The sequence below is a fragment of the Mycobacterium sp. genome (genome assembly GCF_019247635.1).
Lineage (GTDB): Bacteria > Actinomycetota > Actinomycetes > Mycobacteriales > Mycobacteriaceae > Mycobacterium.
Genome location: NZ_JAFBAR010000058.1, coordinates 1 through 20,604 on the forward strand (window position 1 = coordinate 1; position 20,604 = coordinate 20,604).

The 20,604-nt window shown below is 69.0% G+C and carries 20 protein-coding genes, 1 pseudogene and 1 riboswitch; of the genes and pseudogenes, 9 read left to right on the plus strand and 12 right to left on the minus strand.

The features are described 5' to 3' along the window. A partial coding sequence (locus tag JO236_RS08115) for a phosphomethylpyrimidine synthase ThiC (RefSeq protein WP_416362188.1) occupies positions 1 to 852 on the minus strand: 852 nt, incomplete at its 3' end. Beyond that, positions 844 to 953: riboswitch (TPP riboswitch) on the minus strand. It overlaps the preceding gene by 9 nt. 137 nt (positions 954 to 1,090) lie before the next feature. Between JO236_RS08115 and JO236_RS08120 the strand changes: the two genes are divergently transcribed. Further along, a complete protein-coding gene (locus JO236_RS08120) occupies positions 1,091 to 1,795 on the plus strand; it encodes a PAS and ANTAR domain-containing protein (RefSeq protein WP_416362189.1) in 705 nt (234 codons plus the stop codon). A gap of 12 nt (positions 1,796 to 1,807) precedes the next feature. Here JO236_RS08120 and JO236_RS08125 read toward each other — a convergent pair whose 3' ends face one another. Then, entirely contained in the window at positions 1,808 to 2,083 is a 276-nt protein-coding gene (locus JO236_RS08125) for a hypothetical protein (RefSeq protein WP_293327088.1), read from the minus strand. A 62-nt stretch (positions 2,084 to 2,145) separates the two neighbouring features. On the opposite strand from JO236_RS08125, the gene JO236_RS22495 reads away from it, so the two are divergent. Beyond that, positions 2,146 to 2,358 (plus strand): Rv1535 domain-containing protein, encoded by a 213-nt coding sequence (locus tag JO236_RS22495; protein ID WP_416362190.1) that lies wholly within the window; start codon positions 2,146 to 2,148, stop codon positions 2,356 to 2,358. 34 nt (positions 2,359 to 2,392) lie between these two features. Here JO236_RS22495 and JO236_RS08135 read toward each other — a convergent pair. The 5 genes and pseudogenes from JO236_RS08135 to JO236_RS08155 form a co-directional block, all read right to left on the minus strand. Further along, positions 2,393 to 6,019: pseudogene (locus JO236_RS08135) on the minus strand (HAD-IC family P-type ATPase); the annotation flags it as partial. Positions 6,020 to 6,616: 597 nt separating this feature from the next. Next, the gene (locus JO236_RS08140; protein ID WP_293327090.1) at positions 6,617 to 7,063 is read right to left on the minus strand and encodes a hypothetical protein; all 447 of its coding nucleotides are present in this window, start codon (positions 7,061 to 7,063) and stop codon (positions 6,617 to 6,619) included. Positions 7,064 to 7,205: 142 nt separating this feature from the next. Continuing rightward, positions 7,206 to 8,012, minus strand: coding sequence for an exodeoxyribonuclease III (locus JO236_RS08145; RefSeq protein ID WP_293327125.1), 807 nt, complete (start codon positions 8,010 to 8,012; stop codon positions 7,206 to 7,208). A 7-nt stretch (positions 8,013 to 8,019) separates the two neighbouring features. Continuing rightward, positions 8,020 to 8,934: a GNAT family N-acetyltransferase gene (locus tag JO236_RS08150; protein ID WP_293327092.1), complete on the minus strand. Its 915-nt coding sequence runs from the start codon at positions 8,932 to 8,934 to the stop codon at positions 8,020 to 8,022. Continuing rightward, the gene (locus JO236_RS08155; protein WP_293327095.1) at positions 8,934 to 9,527 is read right to left on the minus strand and encodes a peptide deformylase; all 594 of its coding nucleotides are present in this window, start codon (positions 9,525 to 9,527) and stop codon (positions 8,934 to 8,936) included. The genes JO236_RS08150 and JO236_RS08155 overlap by 1 nt, the downstream gene beginning before the upstream one ends. A 207-nt stretch (positions 9,528 to 9,734) precedes the next feature. Here JO236_RS08155 and JO236_RS08160 point away from each other — a divergent pair, with 207 nt between their 5' ends. Genes JO236_RS08160 through JO236_RS08180 form a run of 5 tightly spaced genes read left to right on the plus strand, consistent with a single transcriptional unit; the run spans position 9,735 to position 13,085 of the window. Next, a complete protein-coding gene (locus JO236_RS08160) occupies positions 9,735 to 10,043 on the plus strand; it encodes a DUF3263 domain-containing protein (RefSeq protein ID WP_293327098.1) in 309 nt (102 codons plus the stop codon). A 25-nt stretch (positions 10,044 to 10,068) separates the two neighbouring features. After that, complete coding sequence (locus tag JO236_RS08165; RefSeq protein WP_293327100.1) at positions 10,069 to 10,548, plus strand: LytR C-terminal domain-containing protein; 480 nt, start codon at positions 10,069 to 10,071, stop codon at positions 10,546 to 10,548. 35 nt (positions 10,549 to 10,583) lie between these two features. Continuing rightward, positions 10,584 to 11,303, plus strand: a complete 720-nt coding sequence (sodC, locus tag JO236_RS08170; protein ID WP_293327103.1) for a superoxide dismutase[Cu-Zn] — start codon at positions 10,584 to 10,586, stop codon at positions 11,301 to 11,303. Continuing rightward, positions 11,284 to 12,447 (plus strand): glutamate--cysteine ligase, encoded by a 1,164-nt coding sequence (locus tag JO236_RS08175; RefSeq protein WP_293327127.1) that lies wholly within the window; start codon positions 11,284 to 11,286, stop codon positions 12,445 to 12,447. The genes sodC and JO236_RS08175 overlap by 20 nt, the downstream gene beginning before the upstream one ends. A 5-nt stretch (positions 12,448 to 12,452) precedes the next feature. Next, positions 12,453 to 13,085, plus strand: coding sequence for an LON peptidase substrate-binding domain-containing protein (locus tag JO236_RS08180; protein ID WP_293327130.1), 633 nt, complete (start codon positions 12,453 to 12,455; stop codon positions 13,083 to 13,085). A gap of 46 nt (positions 13,086 to 13,131) precedes the next feature. Here the strand turns inward: JO236_RS08180 and JO236_RS08185 are convergent, their stop codons facing one another. From JO236_RS08185 to JO236_RS08195, 3 genes are read right to left on the minus strand one after another with little or no spacing between them, the layout of a single operon-like run. Beyond that, positions 13,132 to 15,300: an AAA family ATPase gene (locus JO236_RS08185; RefSeq protein WP_293327105.1), complete on the minus strand. Its 2,169-nt coding sequence runs from the start codon at positions 15,298 to 15,300 to the stop codon at positions 13,132 to 13,134. Beyond that, entirely contained in the window at positions 15,297 to 16,157 is an 861-nt protein-coding gene (gene pssA / locus JO236_RS08190) for a CDP-diacylglycerol--serine O-phosphatidyltransferase (RefSeq protein ID WP_293327108.1), read from the minus strand. The genes JO236_RS08185 and pssA overlap by 4 nt, the downstream gene beginning before the upstream one ends. Further along, on the minus strand, positions 16,154 to 16,864 hold the full coding sequence (locus JO236_RS08195; protein WP_293327110.1) for a phosphatidylserine decarboxylase: 711 nt from the start codon (positions 16,862 to 16,864) through the stop codon (positions 16,154 to 16,156). Before JO236_RS08195 ends, pssA begins: the two co-directional genes overlap by 4 nt. Positions 16,865 to 16,983: 119 nt before the next feature. On the opposite strand from JO236_RS08195, the gene JO236_RS08200 reads away from it, so the two are divergent. Continuing rightward, positions 16,984 to 18,141, plus strand: coding sequence for an MFS transporter (locus JO236_RS08200; RefSeq protein ID WP_293327113.1), 1,158 nt, complete (start codon positions 16,984 to 16,986; stop codon positions 18,139 to 18,141). Between the two features lie 95 nt (positions 18,142 to 18,236). Here JO236_RS08200 and glp read toward each other — a convergent pair whose 3' ends face one another. Both glp and JO236_RS08210 read right to left on the minus strand, forming a co-directional pair. Beyond that, a complete protein-coding gene (gene glp, locus JO236_RS08205) occupies positions 18,237 to 19,442 on the minus strand; it encodes a gephyrin-like molybdotransferase Glp (RefSeq protein ID WP_293327115.1) in 1,206 nt (401 codons plus the stop codon). A 128-nt stretch (positions 19,443 to 19,570) separates the two neighbouring features. After that, positions 19,571 to 20,062 (minus strand): cupin domain-containing protein, encoded by a 492-nt coding sequence (locus JO236_RS08210; RefSeq protein ID WP_293327117.1) that lies wholly within the window; start codon positions 20,060 to 20,062, stop codon positions 19,571 to 19,573. Positions 20,063 to 20,398: 336 nt separating this feature from the next. On the opposite strand from JO236_RS08210, the gene JO236_RS08215 reads away from it, so the two are divergent. Beyond that, positions 20,399 to 20,604: TCP-1/cpn60 chaperonin family protein (locus JO236_RS08215; protein WP_293327120.1), on the plus strand; the 206-nt coding region annotated here is incomplete at its 3' end.

Genomic DNA, 20,604 nt, shown 5'->3' on the forward strand with positions numbered 1-20,604 from the left:
GAAGTTGGTGTAGAGGAAGCTCTCCTTGTGGTGCGCGAGGCACCACCCGGCCATGATCGCGCCGCCGCGGGAGACGATGCCGGTGACCCGCTTGGCGGTCAGCGGCACGTACCGCAGCAGCACCCCGGCGTGCACCGTCATGTAGTCGACACCCTGCTCGCACTGCTCGATCACGGTGTCGCGGTAGATCTCCCACGACAGTTTCGCGGGATCGCCGTTGACCTTCTCCAGCGCCTGGTAGATCGGCACCGTGCCGACCGGCACGGGTGAATTACGCAGGATCCATTCGCGGGTTTCGTGGATGTTCTTGCCAGTGGACAGGTCCATGATGGTGTCGGCGCCCCAGCGGGTGGCCCACACCATCTTGTCGACCTCCTCGGCGATGGAGGATGTGACCGCCGAGTTGCCGATGTTCGCGTTGACCTTGACCATGAACGCCTTGCCGATGATCATCGGCTCGCTCTCGGGATGGTTGTGGTTCGCTGGGATCACCGCGCGGCCGCGGGCGACCTCGTCGCGGACCAGCTCGGCGGGCATGCCTTCGCGGACGGCGATGAACGCCATCTCCGGGGTGATCTCGCCGGCGCGGGCGCGCTGCAGCTGGGTGCCGCGGTCGCGCACCACCCCGGGGCGCGGCGGCAGCCCGGCCGAGAGGTCGATCATCGCGTCGGGGTCCGTGTAGGGCCCGGAGGTGTCGTAGAGGTCGAAGTGGTCCCCGGTGGACAGGTGCACCCGCCGGAACGGGACGCGGACCCCGGGGACGCCCGCCATCACCCGGTAGGCCTTGCGGCTGCCCGCGATGGGGCCGGTGGTGACAGCCGGTGCCGTGGTTTCCGACAAGGTCTCAGTCATTTTGCATCTCCCTACGCCGGCATTACCCGGTCAGGTTCCTACGGTCGACGGCCCCAGCCGTCCTCTCAGCGCACTCGGCGCGCGCTCCCGCGTCTATTGGTTTGGGTCGATCGCCCGCCCGTGACGTTACCCCCAAGCCGGGCAACCCGCAGCAACGGAATGCTCCCGACAGTTTCCCAGCAGCTGCATAGTGGTCCGTGACAGAGACGAGTGGGATGATGCAAGCGTGCAACAGCCCATGCGAGCGGGTGCAGCTTCAATCGTGGAAAATGACCAGCCCCGCAGCCGTGCGGGCGAGGCCGACGCGGCCGGGTATTTGAACGTCGGCGCCTTCCGGTTCTGGTTCAGCGAGGAACGCTGGGAATGGTCCGACGAAGTCGCGCGGATGCACGGCTACGAACCCGGATCCGTCGCACCCACCACGAAACTGCTGTTGTCGCATAAGCATCCGGACGACCGAGCGCACGTTCAGGATCTGCTCGAGCATGCGTTGCACTCGGGTGAGTCATTCTCGAGCCGGCACCGCTTCGTCGACACCAACGGCGTCGTGCACGACGCGATCGTCGTGGCCGACCGCATCCTGGATGACACTGGCGCGGTGTTGGGCACCGCCGGCTACTACATCGACCTCACCGACACCTTCAACGAGACCCGATCCGAGACCCGCCAGGAGGTCCTCGACGAGGCGCTGCCCGATCTGTTCGAGAACCGGGCCGCCATCGAGCAGGCCAAGGGCGTGCTGATGGCGGTTTACCGCGTCAGCGCCGAACAGGCCTTCGGGGTCCTGCAGTGGCGATCGCAGGAAACAAACGTCAAGTTACGGGCGCTGGCGAAGCAACTGATCCTCGACGTGGCCAGCATGGCGCCGGTGTCGGCAACCATTCAGAGCCAGTTCGACCATTTGCTACTGACGGTCCACGAGCGAGTCTCGCCCGACGCGTAATCCGTTTGCGTTTCAGACCTCTTCCATCGCCTCGCCGAGCTCCTCGAGCAGCCGGTTGTGGTGATTGGCCGCCAGCAGGTGCCCGGCCGCGATGACCACCGCGACCGGCCAATCGATTAGTTCCAGCGCCGCCAGCGCCGCCAGGCCGCCGTAATAGGCCAGTTGATCGGGCCGCGGTATCTCCACCTGGCCCAGCACCGGCACGTTCACCACGAACGTTTCACCCTCGCGGACCTTCTCCACAGCCTCCGCCTGGGTTGCCACCCGCCGCGCCTTCTTTTCTGCCATCATTTGCCTTTCAGTCATCAAGGGTTTGCCGCCGGGCCGGATCGGACGGTCACCTTCGACTTATGTCGACCTCCGACCGTCCGGCCAATCCGCTAGTCTCGCCGGTCGTCTCATTGCTGAGTGTCCCGTTACTGGAACTTTATGCGTTTTTGTGGCGCGTGGGCGTCGTGGAGGTTCGGGAGCCGGATCGGGAACGTCCTCGGCCGTCTCGGGCGTCTTCTCGGGCCTCGAAGCGGTCTCCAGCTCGCGAGGTCTCGGGTCTGGTCGCTCGCTAGGTTCCAAGACGCGGGTCAGAACCCCCACTGCGACGGTCGCCGCGGTGGCGGCTCCCAGGCCTTGGGCCCAGCCGAGCGGGCCAAGCGGAGTGCACCCGAGCAGCTGACTTACCACCGGAATGCTGATCAGCGTCGCCAGGGCGCCCAGTGAACCCACCGTGGTCAGCACCACCAGCGGGGCACGGGAGTCCAGCAGCGTCTGGCCCAATTCGGCGCCCACCAGCGCGACTAGCGCCACCGTGGATGCGCGCCGCGGCAACCCGGTGACCCCACCCATCGCCCACGCCCCCGTCGCGGCGGCGGCGGTGGTGGCGCCGCGGATGGCGACCGCGCGCCACAGCTCGGGTTGGTCCGGACCGCGCAGGCGTGGGTCCACGGGGCCGCTGGGTTTGCTGACCGCGAGCGCCGCGGCCGGCAGCGCGTCGGTGAGGGTGTTCACCAGCAGGAGCTGCCGGGTGTTGAGCGGTGAATTGCCGGTGATCGCGCTGCCAATGACCGCGAAGATCACCTCGCCGGCGTTCCCGCCCAGCAGCACCGACACCGCGGCCTGCACCCGCTGCCAGAGCTGGCGCCCCTCCTCGAGGGCGTTCAGCAGCGACTCGATCCGGCCGTCCAGCAACACCACGTCGGCGACCGTGTGCGCGGGGTCGCTGCCGTGCGCGACCACGCCGATTCCGACGGTGGCGGCGCGGATGGCGGCGGCGTCGTTGGCGCCGTCACCGACCATCGCGCTCAGCACACCCGCGCGCTCGAGTGTCTGCACAACCTGCACTTTGTTTTCCGGCGTCATCCGAGCGAAGATCACCCGTTCGGTCACGACGCGCTCTTGGTCCTTGCGTGACAGGGAATCCCATTCGGCGCCGGTGATCGTCTGCTCGGCGGAGACCGGCAGGCCGAGCTCCGCGGAAATGGCCTTTGCTGTGATCGGATGATCACCGGTGATCAGCTTCACCCCGATTTGTTGCTCGCGCAGTCTCGCGAGCAGGTCCTTGGCGGCGGCCCGCGGGGTGTCGGAGAGTCCGAGGAACCCGGCCAGGGTCAACCCGTCGGTGCAGTAGCCGGTGATGTCGTCGGGGTTTTCCCGGATCGCCCGCGCCTGCTGCGGGCTCAGCCGGCGCTGTGCCACCGCAATCACCCGCAACCCGCCGGCGGCCAGCTCGGCGACCGTCCCTGCCATCGACCCGACGTCCCCGGACGCGGCCAGCACGACTTCGGGCGCGCCTTTGACGGTCAGCTCGGTGCCCGTGACCGACGCCGAGAACGACCGGCCGGAGCGGAACGGCAGGTGAGCATCGGGGTGGACGGTGGCGGAGGTGCCGTTTGTCCCCCAGCGTTGGCCGGCGGCCTCGACGATCGCGACGTCCGTGGCGTGCACCTGTGGCCCGTCGGCGATCACCGGGGCGGCGTGCGCCGCGCAGCGCAGCACCTCCTCATCCGAGAAGCCGGGCGCGGGGTGAACGTGCGACACGCGCAGGCGGTTCTCGCTGAGCGTTCCGGTTTTGTCGAAACAGACCACGTCGATACGGCCCAGCGCTTCCACCGAACGCGGAACGCGGACCAGCGCCCCGAACTTCGTCAGTCGGCGCGCCGACGCGGCTTGCGCGAGGGTCGCGACCAGCGGCATGCCCTCGGGGACCGCGGCCACGGCGATGGCGATGCCGCTGGCGACCGCGTCGCGCAGGAGCGTGCGCCGCATCACCCCGAGGGCACCCACCAGCACCCCGCCGCACACGCTCACCGGGAACGCCTGATTGGTGAGATGGCTGAGCTGGTGCTGCAGGCCGATGTCGGACGACAGGTCACCCGACACCAACTCGGCAGCGCGGCGCGCCTGGGTGTCGGCTCCCACGGCGGTCACCAGGGCGGTTGCGGTGCCCGCCACGACGGTGGTGCCCGCGAACAGCATGCAGCGGCGCTCGGCCATGGCGGCGCCGGGGGTGGCCTCGACCTGCTTCTCCACCGACAGCGATTCGCCGGTGAGCGACGACTCGTCGACCTCGACGTCGACCTCCTCGACGATCCGGGCGTCGGCCGGCACCACCTCGTGGGTCCGTACCTCGATGACGTCGCCGGGCCGCAACTTGGCCGCGATGACACGGGCGTACGTCCGAACACCATCCGGACCGGTGATCACCGTCCTGGCCGGCGGAATCTGCTGAGCCAGTAGCCGATTCAGTCGGTTCTCGGCGCGCAGCCGCTGGCTTGCGGCCAGTATCGCGTTGGCGGTCAGCACCGAGCCCACCAACACCGCGTCGACCGGCGAACCCAGCACCGCACTGGCCGCTGAGCCCAGCGCCAGCACGGGCGTCAGCGGGTCGGTCAACTCGGCGCGGACCGCTTTGGCCAACTGCAGGACCGCGTTCCCGGCCGGCTCGGCCGCGGGTTGGCGCAGGTCAGCTTCTAATCCGTTAGGCGGCAACGCTTTTAGGACTTTCAGGGCATTACGGACCTGCTCGACCGACATCGCGTGCCATTCGTGGGGGGCGACCGGGCGCGGCGCGGCCGTTCCCATGATCCCGCGGGCCAGCAGGAAACCGGAGAGCAGGCCGGCCGCCGCGCCGATGTTGACCGGTCCGGGCCCCAACCCGCGGACCCCGGGGATCATGAACAGCGATCCCATAGCCGTTGCGCCAGCTGATATTCCGGCCCCGCGCTGGCTCGCGGTCCTGGCCGCGGGCAGCGCGCGCAGCACCCGCCAGGCGGCCGCCAGGTCGGGCAGCAGAAGATCGGCATCCCATAGGGGCGGACCGCCGTGGTGCCGCGGCATTAATCCCAGCCCCAGGTGAGCCGACGAAATCGCTTGCGCACCAGACGATGACAGCACGGCCACGGTATGGCCCGACGCGCGTAAGGCGGTCACGGCGCGGGCGAGCGCGTCATCGAGGGGCTCGGCCCGCACCAATTTGGCGTCGTCGAAGGCGGGGCGCAGTTCGTCCAGCGTGCCGTCGTCGACGGAGATCAGTTCGGCACCGGTGCGATGTGCCTCGGCGACGACGGCCGAAGCCAGCGGGTCGTGGGTCGGTAGGAAGAGCGCCTCGACCTTGGATCCGGCCCGGCTCGCCGCTATTCCACGCACCGGATGCCAGCCCGGGCGCAGGCCCTGCTTTTCGAGCATCAGCTGGGCGCGGTTCCAGGCCGCGGGTACCTCGTTCGGGTCGGCACCGCGAATCTCGGCCACTCGCAGGTCATCTGTGCACAACACCCGTGGGTCGATGACGATCGCGTCGACCAGGTCCAGTCTGCGCAGCGCGTCGGGCCGCAGCGGCAAAACCGCGTGCTGATCGGCCAGTCCGCGGCCCAGCGCCGCGGCGAAGGCCTCCGGTGTGGTCCGGCTGGCCTTCGGGGCGGTGACCAGCACCGCGGTCGCGGCCAGGTTGACGTTGCGGGTGACGCCGGTGATCAGGCCGGCGCTGAGCGCTTGCAGGAGCCCGAACTTGCCGGCGTAGCGCTCCACGGGACGAGCAGGCAGCGGTCGCTTCGGACCCAGGGCCGACTCGGTGGGCGGCTGGCCGGCGTGCAGTGCCAGCTCCGGTTCGTGCTGTTGCCAGACCCGGGCCTCGGCGCGGCACTCGGCGGCTTTCAGGGACTGCATCGACAGCCCCACCAGCAGTGCGGCCGGTGCCTGGGTGACGGTCTCCGCGGCCGCCACGGCCAACGTCATCACGGTGTCGGTGGTGGGCCCGCCGATGGTCTGCTCGAGCGCTCGGCGCAGCCAGGGCTGGTAGTCCACCAGCGAAACGCCCGCCAGGACTGCGATCGGAGCGCGCGGCAGCCGCAGCGCGCGACCGGTGAGCGCGATACCCAGCCCGGCCGCGTTGACGGCCACGGCCGCCGCTGTGGTCGCCAGCACCAGGCCGTCGCCCGGCAGGCTGCCCGCCCTATCGCCGGATTGCGTTGTGCCATTGGTCTTTTCGGCTTTCTCGGCCGCACCGACCAGGCGGCATAGCTCACGCAACGAGGTGTCCGGACCGGCGTCGGCGTCGATGCCGACGACGACGCGCGACAAGGGGTAGTTCAGGCTGGCCGATGTGACGCCGGGGTGCGCCCGCACGGCATCGAGCACCGCGGGCCCGAGTTCAGCGTCCGCGCCGCCCAGGCCGCGCACCTCGATCCAGGCACGATTTTCGCCGCGCCAACAGCGCCGGCCGAGCACGGGGGGCGGGGAGGCGGCGGCGTGCAGAACCGCAGAGATCGCTCGCGGCGGCAAAGACCGTCGGATGACCGATGTGATGCTCAAAAGGGATCAGGGGCTGCGGTGTCAGTTGGTGCTGCGCAGAGCGGTGGTCCCGGCGCGGCGACCGGCCGTCTTCTTCGCCGAGGCCTTGGTGGCCGCTTTCTGCGCCGGTGCTTTCTGCGGCTCCGACTTGGTGGGGACCGTCGTGAGCTTCGCCTTCGCCGGCCGAGCGGGCTGCTCTGGCTTGCTGGTCATCCTCTTCAGCAACAGCGCACCACCGCCGACGGCCAACAGCACCGGCCACTCCACGATGCCGGCGACGCCGAGCGCGCCCAACGCCAGCGCTGCCGCCGGCGTCGACTTGCTGCCGCTGCTGATTCCGTGCTGGATGCCTTCGGCGGTTCCCTTGACGCCGCCGACAACCCCGTTCACCGCTGCGCCACCGATGGCACCCGCGGCGGCAGTGGTTGCTGCCGCGGCGCGATTCACCGTTCGACCGACGCTGCGAACCGTCCCGCCGACGACACCCATGATGACTCCCTGAGAATTAATGGCGCTGTACCTAGAATTCGCTGATAAAGCCTGTATACACCCGCGCACCGCATAGTAAACAGCATCTACGGAATTGTTAACGGCATCTTTCCATCCAACGCCCGCCGCGTTAAGCGTTCCATTACTCGTTGCGCAGATCGATCAGCACCGGCGCGTGGTCGCTGGGTGCCTTGCCCTTTCGCTCCTCGCGCACAATCGCAGCGTCGGCCACCCGGTGCGCCAGCGCCGGTGACGCAAGGATGAAGTCGATGCGCATGCCCTGCCGTTTCGGGAACCGCAGCTGCGTGTAGTCCCAGTATGTGTAGACACCGGGCCCGGGGGTGAAAGGCCTTACCACGTCGGCGAATTGGGCCTCGACAATGGCGTTGAACGCCTTGCGTTCCGGCTCGGAGACGTGCGTGGAACCGGCATAGAATTCGGTGCTCCAGACGTCGTCATCGGTCGGGGCGATGTTCCAGTCGCCGACCAGCGCGATCTGGGCCGCAGGATCCGCGCGCAGCCAGCCGTGGGCCGTATCACGAAGCGCAGCAAGCCAATTCAGCTTGTAGGTGTAGTGCGGATCCTCGAGGGTGCGGCCGTTGGGCACATACAGGCTCCACACCCGCACGCCGCCGCAGGTGGCGCCCAGGGCGCGGGCCTCGGCGGTGGCCGCCACCTCCGGCTTACTGCTCCAGGTGGGCTGCCCGTCGAATCCGATCTGCACGTCGTCGAGGCCGACGCGCGAGGCGATCGCCACGCCGTTCCACTGATTGAAGCCGACATGGGCCACCTCGTAGCCGAGTTCGAAGAACGGCAGGGTGGGGAACTGGCTGTCAGAGCACTTGGTTTCCTGCATGGCCAACACGTCGACGTCGGCACGGGCGAGCCAGTCGACCACCCGGTTCAGCCGGGTGCGAATCGAATTGACGTTCCAGGTGGCCAACCGCAAAGTGCCGTCAGTCATCGGTTCCTCCTGTGTCGACCCGGACGTGGATGACGCGATGGTGCAACCGGAATCCCAGCGATTCCGCCAACGCGCTGTCCCGTGCGCGAATGTAGGCGCGGGTGGCCCCGCGCTCGGCGCCCCAGGCCAACATCGCCTTACCCAATCGGTCGACTGCGGATTGGTCGCCCCCGAGTCGCAGTCCCGACAGGCCGACCCATCGCGTGCCGTCCGGCGCGCCGGTCACCGCGGCGCGCGCGACGGCCCCACCGGCATGCGTTCCGAACACCACCTCGCCGTCGACGACGGCGGTGAGCACGTCGACGCTTAGCCCGCGATCCAGCCAGGCCTCGCCGGGCTGCGCAGACAAGGTGACCGCGCCGAGCGTCACGCCAGCCTGACTCCCGCGAGCGGGTGGCGCCACTTCGTCGCCGGCGGACACGTCGCGCACCAACACCCGTACGATGCGTTCCGTCGGCAGGCCGCCGGGCGCCCGCATCAGCCGTTCGGGGAAGGCGAGCCGGGGGATCAGCCCGCGGCGCGCATACCAGTCGACGATCGCGGGGATGGCGCTGGGTTGTGCCGAAATACTCAGTGGCACAGCTGAATTCGCGGACAGCGTGACACCGTGCCCGGCGCGCAGCAGCCAGCCGTCCAGCCAGGTCTGTTCGACTCCGGGCCAGGCCGCTGCGGCCGCATGCTCCAACGCGCGGATCTGCGCGGTGCGTACCGGTGCGTCGGTCAGCACCCGCAGGGCAACCACGTCGGCGGGTGCGAATTCGGCGATGGCGCCCGACTTGGTTCGCACCCGCACCGACGGTTCGGTCGAGAGCAGCTGGCCGACGGCGTCGGTCAGCGGAGGGACCGACCCGGCGGGCCGACGGTAGCGGATCGTCACCCGGGTGCCGGCGTCCGGCCACGAAACCATCAGTGGCCGAACGGGTCGGGTCCCTCGCCCGGCAGCCAGGACAGCCCGGGCACGCCCCAACCGTGTGCCTTGACTGACCGTTTCGCGGCGCGCGCGTGCCGCCCGATCAACCGGTCCAGGTAGAGGAAGCCATCCAGGTGCCCGGTCTCGTGCTGGAGCATGCGGGCGAATAGTCCGGTGCCCTCGATATCGACGGGGCCGCCGTCGGCGTCGAGACCGGTGACCCGCGCCCACTTCGCGCGCCCGGTGGGGAACGACTCGCCCGGAACGGACAAGCAACCTTCGTCGTCGTCGCCCGGATCCGGCATGGTCTCGGGTATTTCGGAGGTCTCCAGCACCGGGTTGATCACCACGCCGCGGCGGCGGTCAGTCAGCCCACGGTCCTCCGAACAGTCGTAGACGAACAACCGCAGTCCGCGGCCGATCTGGTTGGCGGCCAGTCCGACGCCGTGTGCGGCGTCCATGGTGTCGTACATCGTGGCGATCAGGTCGGCGAGGTCGGCCGGCAGCGAACCGTCTTCGCCGACCGGCACCGGCGTCGTCGGAGCGTGCAACACCGGGTCTCCCACGATGCGGATCGGAACGACTGCCATGGACGGCTAAGGTACCGCACACCGTCGACCAGCAATCCAAGCAAGTCGGCCGACTCGCGGGTCTGGATTACAGCTTGAGGGTTCGCGACGTGTTTCAATATTCGCGCGAAACATGCCCCAATGAAGCCAATAAAGCCAATGCAGCGCACGTAGGTCAAGTCATTCGAGCAGTTTGAGAATCCGCCGGAAGGGTCCAGGGAAAGCGATATGGACAGCGCCATGGCGCGGGCAGTTCGATCGGGGGACGAGTGTGATATCGCCGACGGACTCACGCGCCGCGAACACGACATCTTGGCATTCGAGCGTCAGTGGTGGAAGTTTGCCGGGGTGAAGGAAGACGCGATCAAGGAGCTCTTCTCGATGTCGGCGACGCGGTATTACCAGGTGCTCAACGCGCTGGTGGACCGGCCCGAGGCACTGGCCGCCGACCCGATGCTGGTGAAACGGCTGCGCCGGTTGCGCGCCAGCCGGCAAAAGGCGCGCGCTGCGCGTCGCCTCGGCTTCGAGGTGACCTGACCGCCCTCCGGCTACAGTGGGCTCGATGAACGAGCGCGTTCCCGACTCTTCGGGGCTGCCCCTGCGAGCCATGGTGATGGTGCTCTTGTTCCTCGGTGTCATCTTCCTGTTGCTCGGCTGGCAGGCCGTTGGCTCGTCGGGAAACTCCGACGACGACTCCTCGCCGGTGTCGAGTGCGGCGACCAGCAGCGCGGCTTCGCCGTCGACCAGCGGCAAGCCTGCGGCGACCCAAGCCGAGGTGCGGGTCTACAACATCTCTGGGAAAGAGGGCGTGGCCCGCCGCGCGGTAGACCAACTCAAAGCCGCCGGATTCAACGTGGGCGAACCCGACAACCTCACTCCGCCGCCCTCGGATGTCACCGTCACGACGGTCTACTACAGCGACGCCGAGGGCGAGAAGGCCACCGCGGATGCGGTGGGCCAGAAGCTCGGCGCACCGGTCGAGCGGCGCATCCCCGCGCTTGCCGACCAGCCGCCCGGCGTCATCGTTTTGGTGACCGGTTAGCCCAGCCTCCCGGGTTCTCAGGTTAGGCTCTCGCTATGCCTAAGCTGTCTGCTCTGTGCAAGCCGTCCGTGTCGTTTTTGGCCGCCGGCGTGGCGCTGGTGAGCGCGTGCTCGTCGCCGCAACACGCGTCGACCACGCCGGGGACGACGCCGGCCGTCTGGACGGGAGCCTCGTCGCCGTCGGCACAAGCGCCGACCTCGGGACACGAGGCGCCCGCGGCCTCCCAGAGCGTGACAGCCCACCTCAAGGCCCCCGACGGTACCGAGGTGGCGACGGCCAAGTTCGAGTTCAGTAACGGCTCGAGCAACGGCTATGTCACCATCACGATCGCGTCGACGGGGACCGGGCAGCTCGCGCCCGGCTTCCACGGAGTGCACATCCACAAGGTCGGCAAGTGCGAGCCCAACTCGGTCGCGCCGACCGGGGGTCCGGCCGGCGACTTCAACTCCGCCGGCGGGCATCTGCAAGTGGCGGGGCACTCCGCCGAGCCGGCCAGTGGCGACCTGACCTCGCTGCAGGTGCGCCGCGACGGCAGCGCGCTGCTGGTGACCACCACCGACGCCTTCACCCTGGACGACCTGACGACCGGTGAGAAGACCGCGATCATCATTCACGCCGGCGCGGACAACTTCGCCAACATCCCGCCGGAGCGCTACAACCAGACCAACGGCGGGGCGCCGGGCCCCGACCAGATGACGATGACCACCGGTGACGCCGGCAAGCGGGTGGCGTGCGGTGTCATCGGTTCCGGCTAGCTCGCCGGCAAGCAGGGCTCCCAAAAGAGGTGATGCGCGCATCGATTTCGCGCGCTCGCCGCGGCCCACGGTCGGGGTGGAGTGGGAGTTCGCGCTCGTCGACGCGCAGACTCGCGACCTGAGCAACGAAGCCACCGCGGTCATCGCCGAGATCGGCGAAAACCCGCGCGTGCACAAGGAATTGCTGCGCAACACGGTCGAAGTCGTCAGCGGCATCTGCGAATGCGCGGGGGAGGCGATCGACGACCTGCGCGCCACCCTGGGTCCCGCCCGCCGGATCGTACGGGAGCGCGGCATGGAGTTGTTCTGCGCCGGCACGCATCCCTTCGCGCAGTGGTCAACCCAGAAGCTGACCGACGCGCCCCGCTACGCCGAGCTGATCAAGCGCACTCAGTGGTGGGGTCGCCAGATGCTGATCTGGGGGGTGCACGTCCACATCGGCATCTCGTCGGCGAACAAGGTGATGCCGATCATGTCGTCGCTGCTCAACTACTACCCGCATCTGCTGGCGCTGTCGGCGTCCTCGCCCTGGTGGGGCGGCGAGGATACGGGATACGCGAGCAATCGGGCGATGATGTTTCAGCAACTCCCCACCGCCGGCCTGCCCTTCCAATTCCAGACGTGGCGCGAGTTCGAGGGCTTCGTCCACGACCAGAAGAAGACCGGCATCATCGATCACATGGACGAAATCCGTTGGGACATAAGGCCTTCACCGCACCTTGGCACTCTTGAGGTGCGGGTGTGCGACGGGTTGTCCAACCTTCGCGAGCTGGGCGCGCTGGTTGCGCTGACGCATTGCCTGGTCGTCGACCTGGACCGCCGGCTGGATGCCGACGAATCGCTGCCGATCATGCCGCCCTGGCACGTCCAGGAGAACAAATGGCGCGCCGCGCGGTACGGACTGGACGCGGTGATCATTCTGGACGCCGACAGCAACGAGCGCCTGGTGACCGAGGACTTGGTCGACGTGGTGGACCGGCTGGAGCCCGTGGCGAAATCGCTGAACTGTCTGGACGAGCTGGTCTCGGTGTTCGACATCTGCCGCAACGGCGCCTCGTATCAACGACAGCGCCGAGTGGCCGAGGAACATGACGGCGATCTGCGCGCGGTCGTCGACGCGCTGGTCGCCGAGCTGGAGATCTAGCGATGATGGAGCTGGCGATGTTTCCGCTCGAGGCGGCGCTGCTGCCCGGCCAGGATCTGCCGTTGCGGATCTTCGAGCCCCGCTACAGCGCACTGGTGCGGCACTGCGTCGAGAACGGTGAGCCGTTCGGAGTGGTGCTGATCGCGCGCGGACGCGAGGTGGGTGGCGGTGATTCGCGTTGTGACATAGGCACATTGACCACCATCAACGAGTACATCGAGCACGGCGCCGGTCGCTATCAGCTGCGCTGCCGCACCGGCGAGCGGATCCGGGTGTGCGAGTGGCTGCCCGACGATCCCTACCCGCGGGCACGGGTCGAGCCCTGGCCGGACGAGCCGGGGGAGGTCGTGAGCCGCGCTCAGCTTGTCGAGCTCGAAGACCGGGTGATGGCCTTGTTCGAGCGGATCGCGGCGGCCCGCGGTGTCGGCTTGCCGGACCGTGACGTGGTGCTGGGCCACGGTGACAGCGATACCGGTGATGCCGGTAAGCGGTTGTACGCGTTGGCTTCTCGCGTGCCGATCGGCACTGCCGACTGCTACGCCGTGCTGGCCGCGCCGTCGGTCGCGGATCGGCTGGGCGCGCTCAGCGAGGCCGTCGAGTCGGTTGCCGCGATGGTCGAGTTTCAGCTGTCGGAGTAGGTGCCGCACCGCCGCGCACCCCTGGTCGAGCGGGTGGGCGAGTCCGCTACAGGGCTTGCGCGAACGCGCGTAGCGCATCCACCTGCACTAGATCCAGCGAGGGGCGGACGGCCTTGCGGGCGGCCTCGAGGTCGGCGGCGGTCACGTCGGCGGCGTCGATGGAACGCCGCATCGCGGTCAGGGCGGCTTCGCGCAGCAGGGCCACGCAGTCGGCGGCGCTGTAGCCGTCCAGGCTCGCGGCCACGGCGTCGAGGTCGACGTCGGCGTTCAGCGGAACGGATTTGCCCGCCGTGCGCAGGATTTCGCCGCGCGCGGCCGCGTCGGGCGGCTCGACGAACACCAGCCGCTCCAGTCGGCCCGGGCGCAGCAACGCCGGGTCGATCAGCTCCGGGCGGTTGGTGGCGCCCAGCACCACGACGTCGCGCAGCGGGTCCACGCCGTCGAGTTCGGTCAGCAGCGCGGCGACGACGCGGTCGGTCACCCCGGAGTCGAAACTCTGGCCGCGACGCGGCGCCAGCGCGTCCAGCTCGTCCAGGAACACCAGCGAGGGAGCGGAGTCGCGGGCCCGCCGGAACAGTTCGCGCACAGCCTTTTCCGAGCTGCCCACCCACTTGTCCATCAGCTCGGAGCCCTTGACGGCGTGCACGCTCAGCTGCCCGGTGCTGGCCAGCGCGCGGACCAGGAAGGTCTTGCCGCAGCCGGGCGGCCCGTACAGCAGGACGCCGTGCGGAGGCTCGACACCCAGCCGGGCGAATGTGTCCGGGTGTTGCAACGGCCACAGCACGGCTTCGGTCAGCGCCTGTTTCGCTTCGGCCATGTCGCCGACATCGTCGAGGGTGACGCTGCCGACCGCGACCTCCGCGCTGGCCGACCGCGACAGCGGCCGGATGACGGTCAGCGCGCCGAGCAGGTCGTCCTGGGTCAGGCTCGGCGGTTGGCCATCGGCGCTGGCCCGCGACGCCGCCCGCAGGGCAGCCTCCCGGATCAGCGCGGCCAGGTCGGCGACGACGAAACCCGGTGTACGGCTGGCGATTTCGTCGAGATTCAGCTCGCTTGTGGGAACCGGCTTGAGCAGCGCCTCCAATAGCGCCTTGCGGGTGGCGGCGTCGGGCAATGGCAGGCTCAGCTCTCGGTCGCACAGCTCGGGGGCGCGCAACCGGGCGTCCAGCTGGTCGGGTCGTGCGGAGGTGGCGATCAGGGCGACGCCGTCGGTGGCCACTGCGCCCCGCAGCTCGGCCAGGATCAGGGACGCGACGGGCTCGGCGGTGGTCGGCAACAGCGCGTCGACGTCGGTGATCAGCAGCACCCCGCCGCCTTCCCGGCCATCACCGCGAACCGCCTGCACCGCCGAGGCCACGGTTTTGAGCCGGTCGTCGGCGGCCAGCGCACCCACCTCGGGGCCGTCCAGCGCCACCAGTCTGCGACCGGCGCACACGGCGCGCACCAGCGTCACCTTGCCGACGCCGGCCGGACCCGAGACCAGCACGCCCAGGTTGGTGCCCGCGCCCAGCGATTTCAGCAGGTGCGGCTCGTCCAGCGCCAGCTTGAGCCACTCGGTGAGCTTGCCGGCCTGCGCCTGTACGCCTTTGAGCTCCTCAATCTGGACCTGTGGTGCCGCGATGGCGACCGGGGAGAATGAAGACGCGCCCGGCACGCCGGCGCCCCAGCTGACCAGCGAGTTCGGCTGCACGCTGACCGGACCGTCGGGATCGACGCCGGTCACCGTCAGCAGCTCCGACGTCCAGCTGATCCCGACCGCGGACGCCAGCGCGCGGCTGGCCGCGGAAGTCGAGGTGCCGGGCCCCAGGTCGCGGGGCAGTAGCGACACCGCATCGCCTACCGTCATCACCTTGCCGAGCAGGGCATGGCGCAGGGTGACCGGCGACAGCGACTGAGTGGCCATCGAAGAGCCACTCAGCGTCACCGACCGCGCGCCGTAGACGGTCACCGCGCTGACGATCACCGCGGTACCCTCACGCAGCCCAGCGTTGGACAGGGTCACGTCATCGAGCAGCACGGTGCCGACCGGGATGTCCTGGTCGGTCATGCCCGCGACCGCCGCGGTGGTTCGCGAACCGGTCAGCGATACCGCGTCCCACTCCCGAATGCCAAGGGCGGCAACGGCGTTCGGGTGCAGTCGGACGACGCCGCGGCGGGAGTCGACGGCCGAGGTGTTCAGCCGGGCGGTCAGCGTGAGCTGGCCGGGTCCCGTCACAGCCGCCTGCCCGGCTTGCGCAGCCCCAGCCGCGTCATCGACCGCCGGTTGGGCTGTGCCCGACGGCCCGCGCGGCGTACGGCGCGACGTTGTTTAGGTTGGTCGTCCCACACCTCCGGATGTTTGGCCAACCACCGCTTGCTGCGCACCGCGAACGGAATGTGGCACACATAGGAGATGATGATCACCCAAATCAAAATGTAGGGAGCCAGCACCGCCGCCCCCGCGACGATCACCAGTACGGCCAGCAGGGGGGCTGCCCAGTTCGGCGGGATCGCCACGGTGTGCATCTTCTTCATCGGGATCGCGCTGACCATGAGGATCGACGTACCGGTGATCCAGATGACGAGAAACCACACCGAACTCCACCAGCCGTCACCAAACTGCAGTTTGAGACCGATCAAACCGATCATGGAAACCGCGCCCGCCGGCGCGGGCATACCGACGAAGAACTCAGCGGTGTAGGCGGGCTGCGTCCCGTCGTCCTGCAGCGCGTTGTACCTGGCCAGCCGCAGCACCACACACACCGCATAGAGCAACACCACCATCCAGCCGACAGGCCACTTCGACAGCAGCGTCACGTAGACCACCAGCGCCGGGATCACCCCGAAGTTCACCGCGTCGGCCAGGGAGTCGATCTCGGCGCCGAGCCGCGACTGGGCACCCAGGATGCGGGCCACCCGGCCGTCCAGTGCGTCCAGGATGGCCGCCGCGGCGATCAGGGCCATCGCGGGAATCGGTTGGTGTTCGAGCGCGAACTTGATTGACGTCATGCCCGCGCACATCGACAGCACCGTCATGGCGCTGGGCAGCAACTGCAGGCTCACGGTTCGCCTGCCCCTGGGCTTGTCGATCATGACAGCTCTGCCAGGACGGTCTCGCCGGCGATCGCGCGCTGGCCGAGCGTCACGATCGGTTCCGTCCCCCGGGGCAGGTAGGTGTCCAACCGGGAGCCGAACCGAATCAGGCCGTAGGTGTCACCGATCGACAGCCTGTCCCCGACGTGTGCGTCGCACACGATGCGCCGCGCTATGAGTCCGGCGATCTGAACGACCACGACCTCGGCGCCGGTGGCCGTGCGAATCCGCACGCTGGTGCGCTCGTTGTCGGCGCTCGCCGAGGGCAGATCCGCCGATCCGAACCGGCCCGGCCGGTGCTGTAGCGCCACCACCTCTCCGCCCACCGGCGCCCGCTGCACGTGCGCGTCCAGTATCGACAAGAAAATGCTCACCCGCGGCAACGGCTCGTCGCCCATGCTTAGTTCGGCGGGCGGCGCGGCGGAATCGATGACGCAGACGACGCCGTCGGCGGGTGCGACCACGGCGCCGGGCCGGGTGGGCGGAACTCGCGGGGGGTGCCGGAAGAACCCGGCGCAGGCGCCCGCCGCCAACAGGCCGGTGCGGCGCAGCCAGCGCTGGCGACGCCCGGCGGCGGCCAGGGCCAGGCCCGCGGCGATAAACGGTCGGCCGGCGGGGTGCACCGGCGGGATATACGAGCGCACCAACTCCAGCGCATGCCGCGGGTCGAAACCCGGCTCCTGGGCGGTGCGGGGGCGTCTTGCCACGCGGTCATCTTACGGAGCGGCAGCGACCGGGTGTGTCACTGTCGATCTGGGGAACGATTTGAATAACCAAGCTCGGGTGAGGGGTCTGACCGATTTCGACACAATTGCGCCGCGCGAAGATGGGTGTCACCGCAGCGTTCATGGCCCACGCTGTCATTTTTTCGTCGTGGGCGGCCCACATCCCGCAGGTCAAGGCCGAGTTGGGGCTCTCCGACGCCGCGCTGGGTACGGCGTTGTTCGGTGCGCCACTCGGGTCGGTCGCGGCGACGGTGTTCAGCCACTGGGCGCTGCCGCGCTGGGGCAGCCACAGGTTGGTCCCTGTGATGCTCGCGGGGTATGCGGCGACCGGCGTCACGGTCGGACTGGCCCCTTCCGGACCGTGGCTGTTTCTGGCACTCGCGCTGTGGGGGACGTTCCACGGTGGGCTCGACGTGGCGATGAACACGCAAGCCGCCACGGTCGAGCGGCTCGCGCGGGCCCCGATCATGGCCCGCTTCCATGGCATGTGGAGCGTTGGTGCGCTGCTGGGCGCCATGATCGGGGCGGCCTGCGTGACCGCGGGCATCGGCCTCGCCCCGCAGCTGGCCGTCGTCGGGGTGGTCGTGGTGCTCGTCGTCGAGCCCCTCACCCGTGGTCTGGTTCCCGACCAGGCGACCGCCACTTCCCGGGACGAGGGCCGGCCCAAGCGCGCCTGGCTGACGGTGACCGTGGCGACCCTGGCGGCCGTGTCGTTTGCGTCCTTCCTGTGCGAGGGCGCCGCCACCGACTGGTCGGCCAACTACCTGCACAGCGTGGTAGGTGCGGGTCCGGGCGTGTCCGCTTTGAGCTATGCGGCCTACACCTTGACGATGGTCGTCACCCGCCTGGGCGCGATACGGCTGCATTCACGCGTTTCCAGCCGGCGGTTGCTTCCGGCGCTGGCGTCGGTGGCCGTGGTCGGGATGTGCGTGACGTTGGCGACCGCCAACCCCGTCGTCAGCGTGATCGGCTTCGCCACGCTGGGCGCCGGGGTGGCGCTGCTGATCCCGACCGCGTTCAGCGCCGCCTACTCCGCAAGCGGCGCGGGATCCGCGATCGCGATCGTGGCGGCGACGGGCTGGATCGGTTATCTGCTCGGGCCGCCGCTGATCGGCCAGCTCGCCGGACGGGTCGGGCTGGCGGCCGCGCTGGTCACTATTCCGGTAATGATTTCGATCGCCGGGATCGCCATTCGCTGCACCACGGCCTTCGATGCGGCGGATGAGTTTCACCGGTCGCCGCCGTCAGCCCAGCGGTGATCGCGAGCGCGGCGAAGCCGGGCGAAGCGGGTCGCCGCCGTCAGCCCAGCGGTGATCGCGAGCGCGGCGAAGCCGGGCGAAGCGGGTCGCCGCCATCAGCCCAGATCCCAGACCTGTAGCTCGGTTCCGGCTGCCACGTGCACGACGTCCTCCGGAATGTCCAACAGGCCGTTCGCCGACGCCAGCCAGCGCAAGTGGTGTGACGCCGGAGGTCCGTAACTGGTGACCTCGCCGGCGCCGGTGTCGAGGATCGCGCGCCGGAACTGGCGTTTGCCGCGCGGCGAGGTCAGCGGCTCGGTCAGCACCGCGGTGCGGTGTGGCCGCTCCGGATCGGGCAGGCCCATGGCGGCCCGCAGCGGCGGACGGATGAACACCTCGAAGGACACCAGCGCGCTCACCGGGTTGCCGGGCAGGGTGACTATCGGAGTGCCGGCCACCCGCCCCACCCCCTGCGGCATGCCCGGCTGCATGGCCACCTTGACAAACTCGACGCCCTGATCCCCGCCGCGCCCGAAGGCGTCCTTGACCACCTCGTAGGCGCCGGCGCTGACCCCGCCACTGGTGATGATCAGGTCAGCCTCGGCGGCATATCGGTCCAGGACCCCGGTGAACTGCGCAACGTCGTCACCTACGGTTGCGGTGGCGACCAGGGCCGCGCCGGCATCGCGGACGGCCGCGGCGAGCATGACGGCGTTGGACTCGTAGATCTGCCCGGGCCGCAGCGGGTCGCCCGGTGACACCAGTTCCGAGCCGGTGGAGATCACCAGCACCCGCTGCCGGGGGGTCACCGGGAGTTCGGCCAGCCCCAGCGCCGCGGCCAGGCCGAGCGCGGCGGCCGTCACAACCTGGCCGTTGCGCAGCACCGTAGTGCCTGCCGCGACGTCTTCGCCGGCGCGGCGGATGTGCTTGCCCGGCGTGGCCTGCTGCCCGATCGACACCGCCTGCACACCGCCGTCGGTGTCTTCGACCGGCACGATGGCCGTCGCTCCCGCCGGCACCGGTGCCCCGGTCATGATCCGGTGCGCGGTGTGGGGCCGCAGCGTGAGCTCGTCGGTGCGTCCGGCGGGGATGTCCTCGGCGACCGGCAGCACCACCGGGTGCTCTGGCGTGGCACCGGAGGTGTCCTGGGCGCGCACCGCGTACCCGTCCATCGCGGAGTTGTCGAAAACCGGCAGCGACAGCCGCGCGACCACGTCGTCGGCCAGGGACAGGCCGAGCGCGTCGAGCAGTGAGACGGTGACCGCCGCGCGGGGCCGAATCATCTCGGCGACGACGCGCTGGTGTTCTGCTACCGATCGCAAGGCTGACCGCCCGCCTGGGGAGGCCGACGCTCCGGCGTGGCGTTTGAGGTCATGGCCAAAAGATACTCACGCCAGCCCGTGCTGGAGGCGCGGCGGAGGCTCGCAGGAGCCGACTGCCGGGGGGCGTGCTATTGCACCCAGTAGTTGTCGTGGCGGACGAAGAACTCTCGGCGTTCCTCGTCGGTCATCTCGCCCAACGTGACCAGGCCTTCGAAGTAGGCCTGTCGGGGTCCGCCAGGAGCGAACAGCATCAGGATCGACGCCCGCTGATCGGATTCGTTGCGGAAGCCGTGCACCCCACCCGGCGGGACGTAGAGATAGTCGCCCGCGCCCGCGTCGACCCAGTCCCGGCCGTCGTACATGCGCATTGTTCCCGACAGCACGAAGAACGACTCGGACATCGTCTTGTGGAAGTGTGGTCCGGGCCCGCCGCCGGCCGGAGCGATGTCGACGCGGTAGAGCCCGAAATCGCCGTCAGTGGACGTTTGGGTGGCCAGATAGTGGTACTTGGTGCCGCCCAACTCGTAATCGGGCGGCTCGTCCGCACGTTTGAGCCGGGCGCTGACTTCGCCTTCGTCGCCGGTGTAGCGGGGCGGAGGATAGGGCAGTGCTAGGGACATGACCTCAGTCTGCCGCAGGCCTGCCGGATGCCGACTTACGCAAGATCCGCGCACACGATGTTGACTCTGCGCTGAGGGCGGGGCGCACTCGCACAAGTCCACCCTCACCGCAGAATCAATCGCGAGGCATGCTGACCGGGTGCCCATGCTTCTTGCACTCGACATGGGCGAGTGCTAAGAATGACGTTGGCACTCGCGATGGGCGAGTGCTAGGTCGGGACGGTGAGACCAGTCTGGTCGTCCGTCGCGGGCACTGCGCCCGGCCAGCGTAAGTAACCTGATGGCCCACTACGTGGCCATTGGGTGTCATCCCCAATCCGGAGGAATCACTTCGCAATGGCCAAGACAATTGCGTACGACGAAGAGGCCCGTCGCGGCCTTGAGCGGGGCCTGAACAGCCTCGCCGACGCGGTAAAGGTGACGTTGGGTCCCAAGGGCCGCAACGTCGTCCTGGAGAAGAAGTGGGGTGCTCCCACGATCACCAACGATGGTGTGTCCATCGCCAAGGAGATCGAGCTGGAGGACCCGTACGAGAAGATCGG

Excerpts from the sequence above, each read along its gene's own strand:
- JO236_RS08180 (WP_293327130.1), top strand. The coding sequence starts at position 12,453 with ATGGAGCTGGCGATGTTTCCGCTCGAGGCGGCGCTGCTGCCCGGCCAG.
- JO236_RS08155 (WP_293327095.1), bottom strand. The coding sequence starts at position 9,527 with ATGGCAGTCGTTCCGATCCGCATCGTGGGAGACCCGGTGTTGCACGCT.
- sodC (WP_293327103.1), top strand. The coding sequence starts at position 10,584 with ATGCCTAAGCTGTCTGCTCTGTGCAAGCCGTCCGTGTCGTTTTTGGCC.
- JO236_RS08140 (WP_293327090.1), bottom strand. The coding sequence starts at position 7,063 with ATGGGTGTCGTCGGCGGGACGGTTCGCAGCGTCGGTCGAACGGTGAAT.
- pssA (WP_293327108.1), bottom strand. The coding sequence starts at position 16,157 with ATGATCGACAAGCCCAGGGGCAGGCGAACCGTGAGCCTGCAGTTGCTG.
- JO236_RS08125 (WP_293327088.1), bottom strand. The coding sequence starts at position 2,083 with ATGGCAGAAAAGAAGGCGCGGCGGGTGGCAACCCAGGCGGAGGCTGTG.
- JO236_RS08150 (WP_293327092.1), bottom strand. The coding sequence starts at position 8,934 with ATGGTTTCGTGGCCGGACGCCGGCACCCGGGTGACGATCCGCTACCGT.
- JO236_RS08200 (WP_293327113.1), top strand. The coding sequence starts at position 16,984 with ATGGGTGTCACCGCAGCGTTCATGGCCCACGCTGTCATTTTTTCGTCG.
- JO236_RS08120 (WP_416362189.1), top strand. The coding sequence starts at position 1,091 with ATGCGAGCGGGTGCAGCTTCAATCGTGGAAAATGACCAGCCCCGCAGC.
- JO236_RS22495 (WP_416362190.1), top strand. The coding sequence starts at position 2,146 with ATGTCGACCTCCGACCGTCCGGCCAATCCGCTAGTCTCGCCGGTCGTC.
- JO236_RS08165 (WP_293327100.1), top strand. The coding sequence starts at position 10,069 with ATGAACGAGCGCGTTCCCGACTCTTCGGGGCTGCCCCTGCGAGCCATG.
- JO236_RS08160 (WP_293327098.1), top strand. The coding sequence starts at position 9,735 with ATGGACAGCGCCATGGCGCGGGCAGTTCGATCGGGGGACGAGTGTGAT.
- JO236_RS08210 (WP_293327117.1), bottom strand. The coding sequence starts at position 20,062 with ATGTCCCTAGCACTGCCCTATCCTCCGCCCCGCTACACCGGCGACGAA.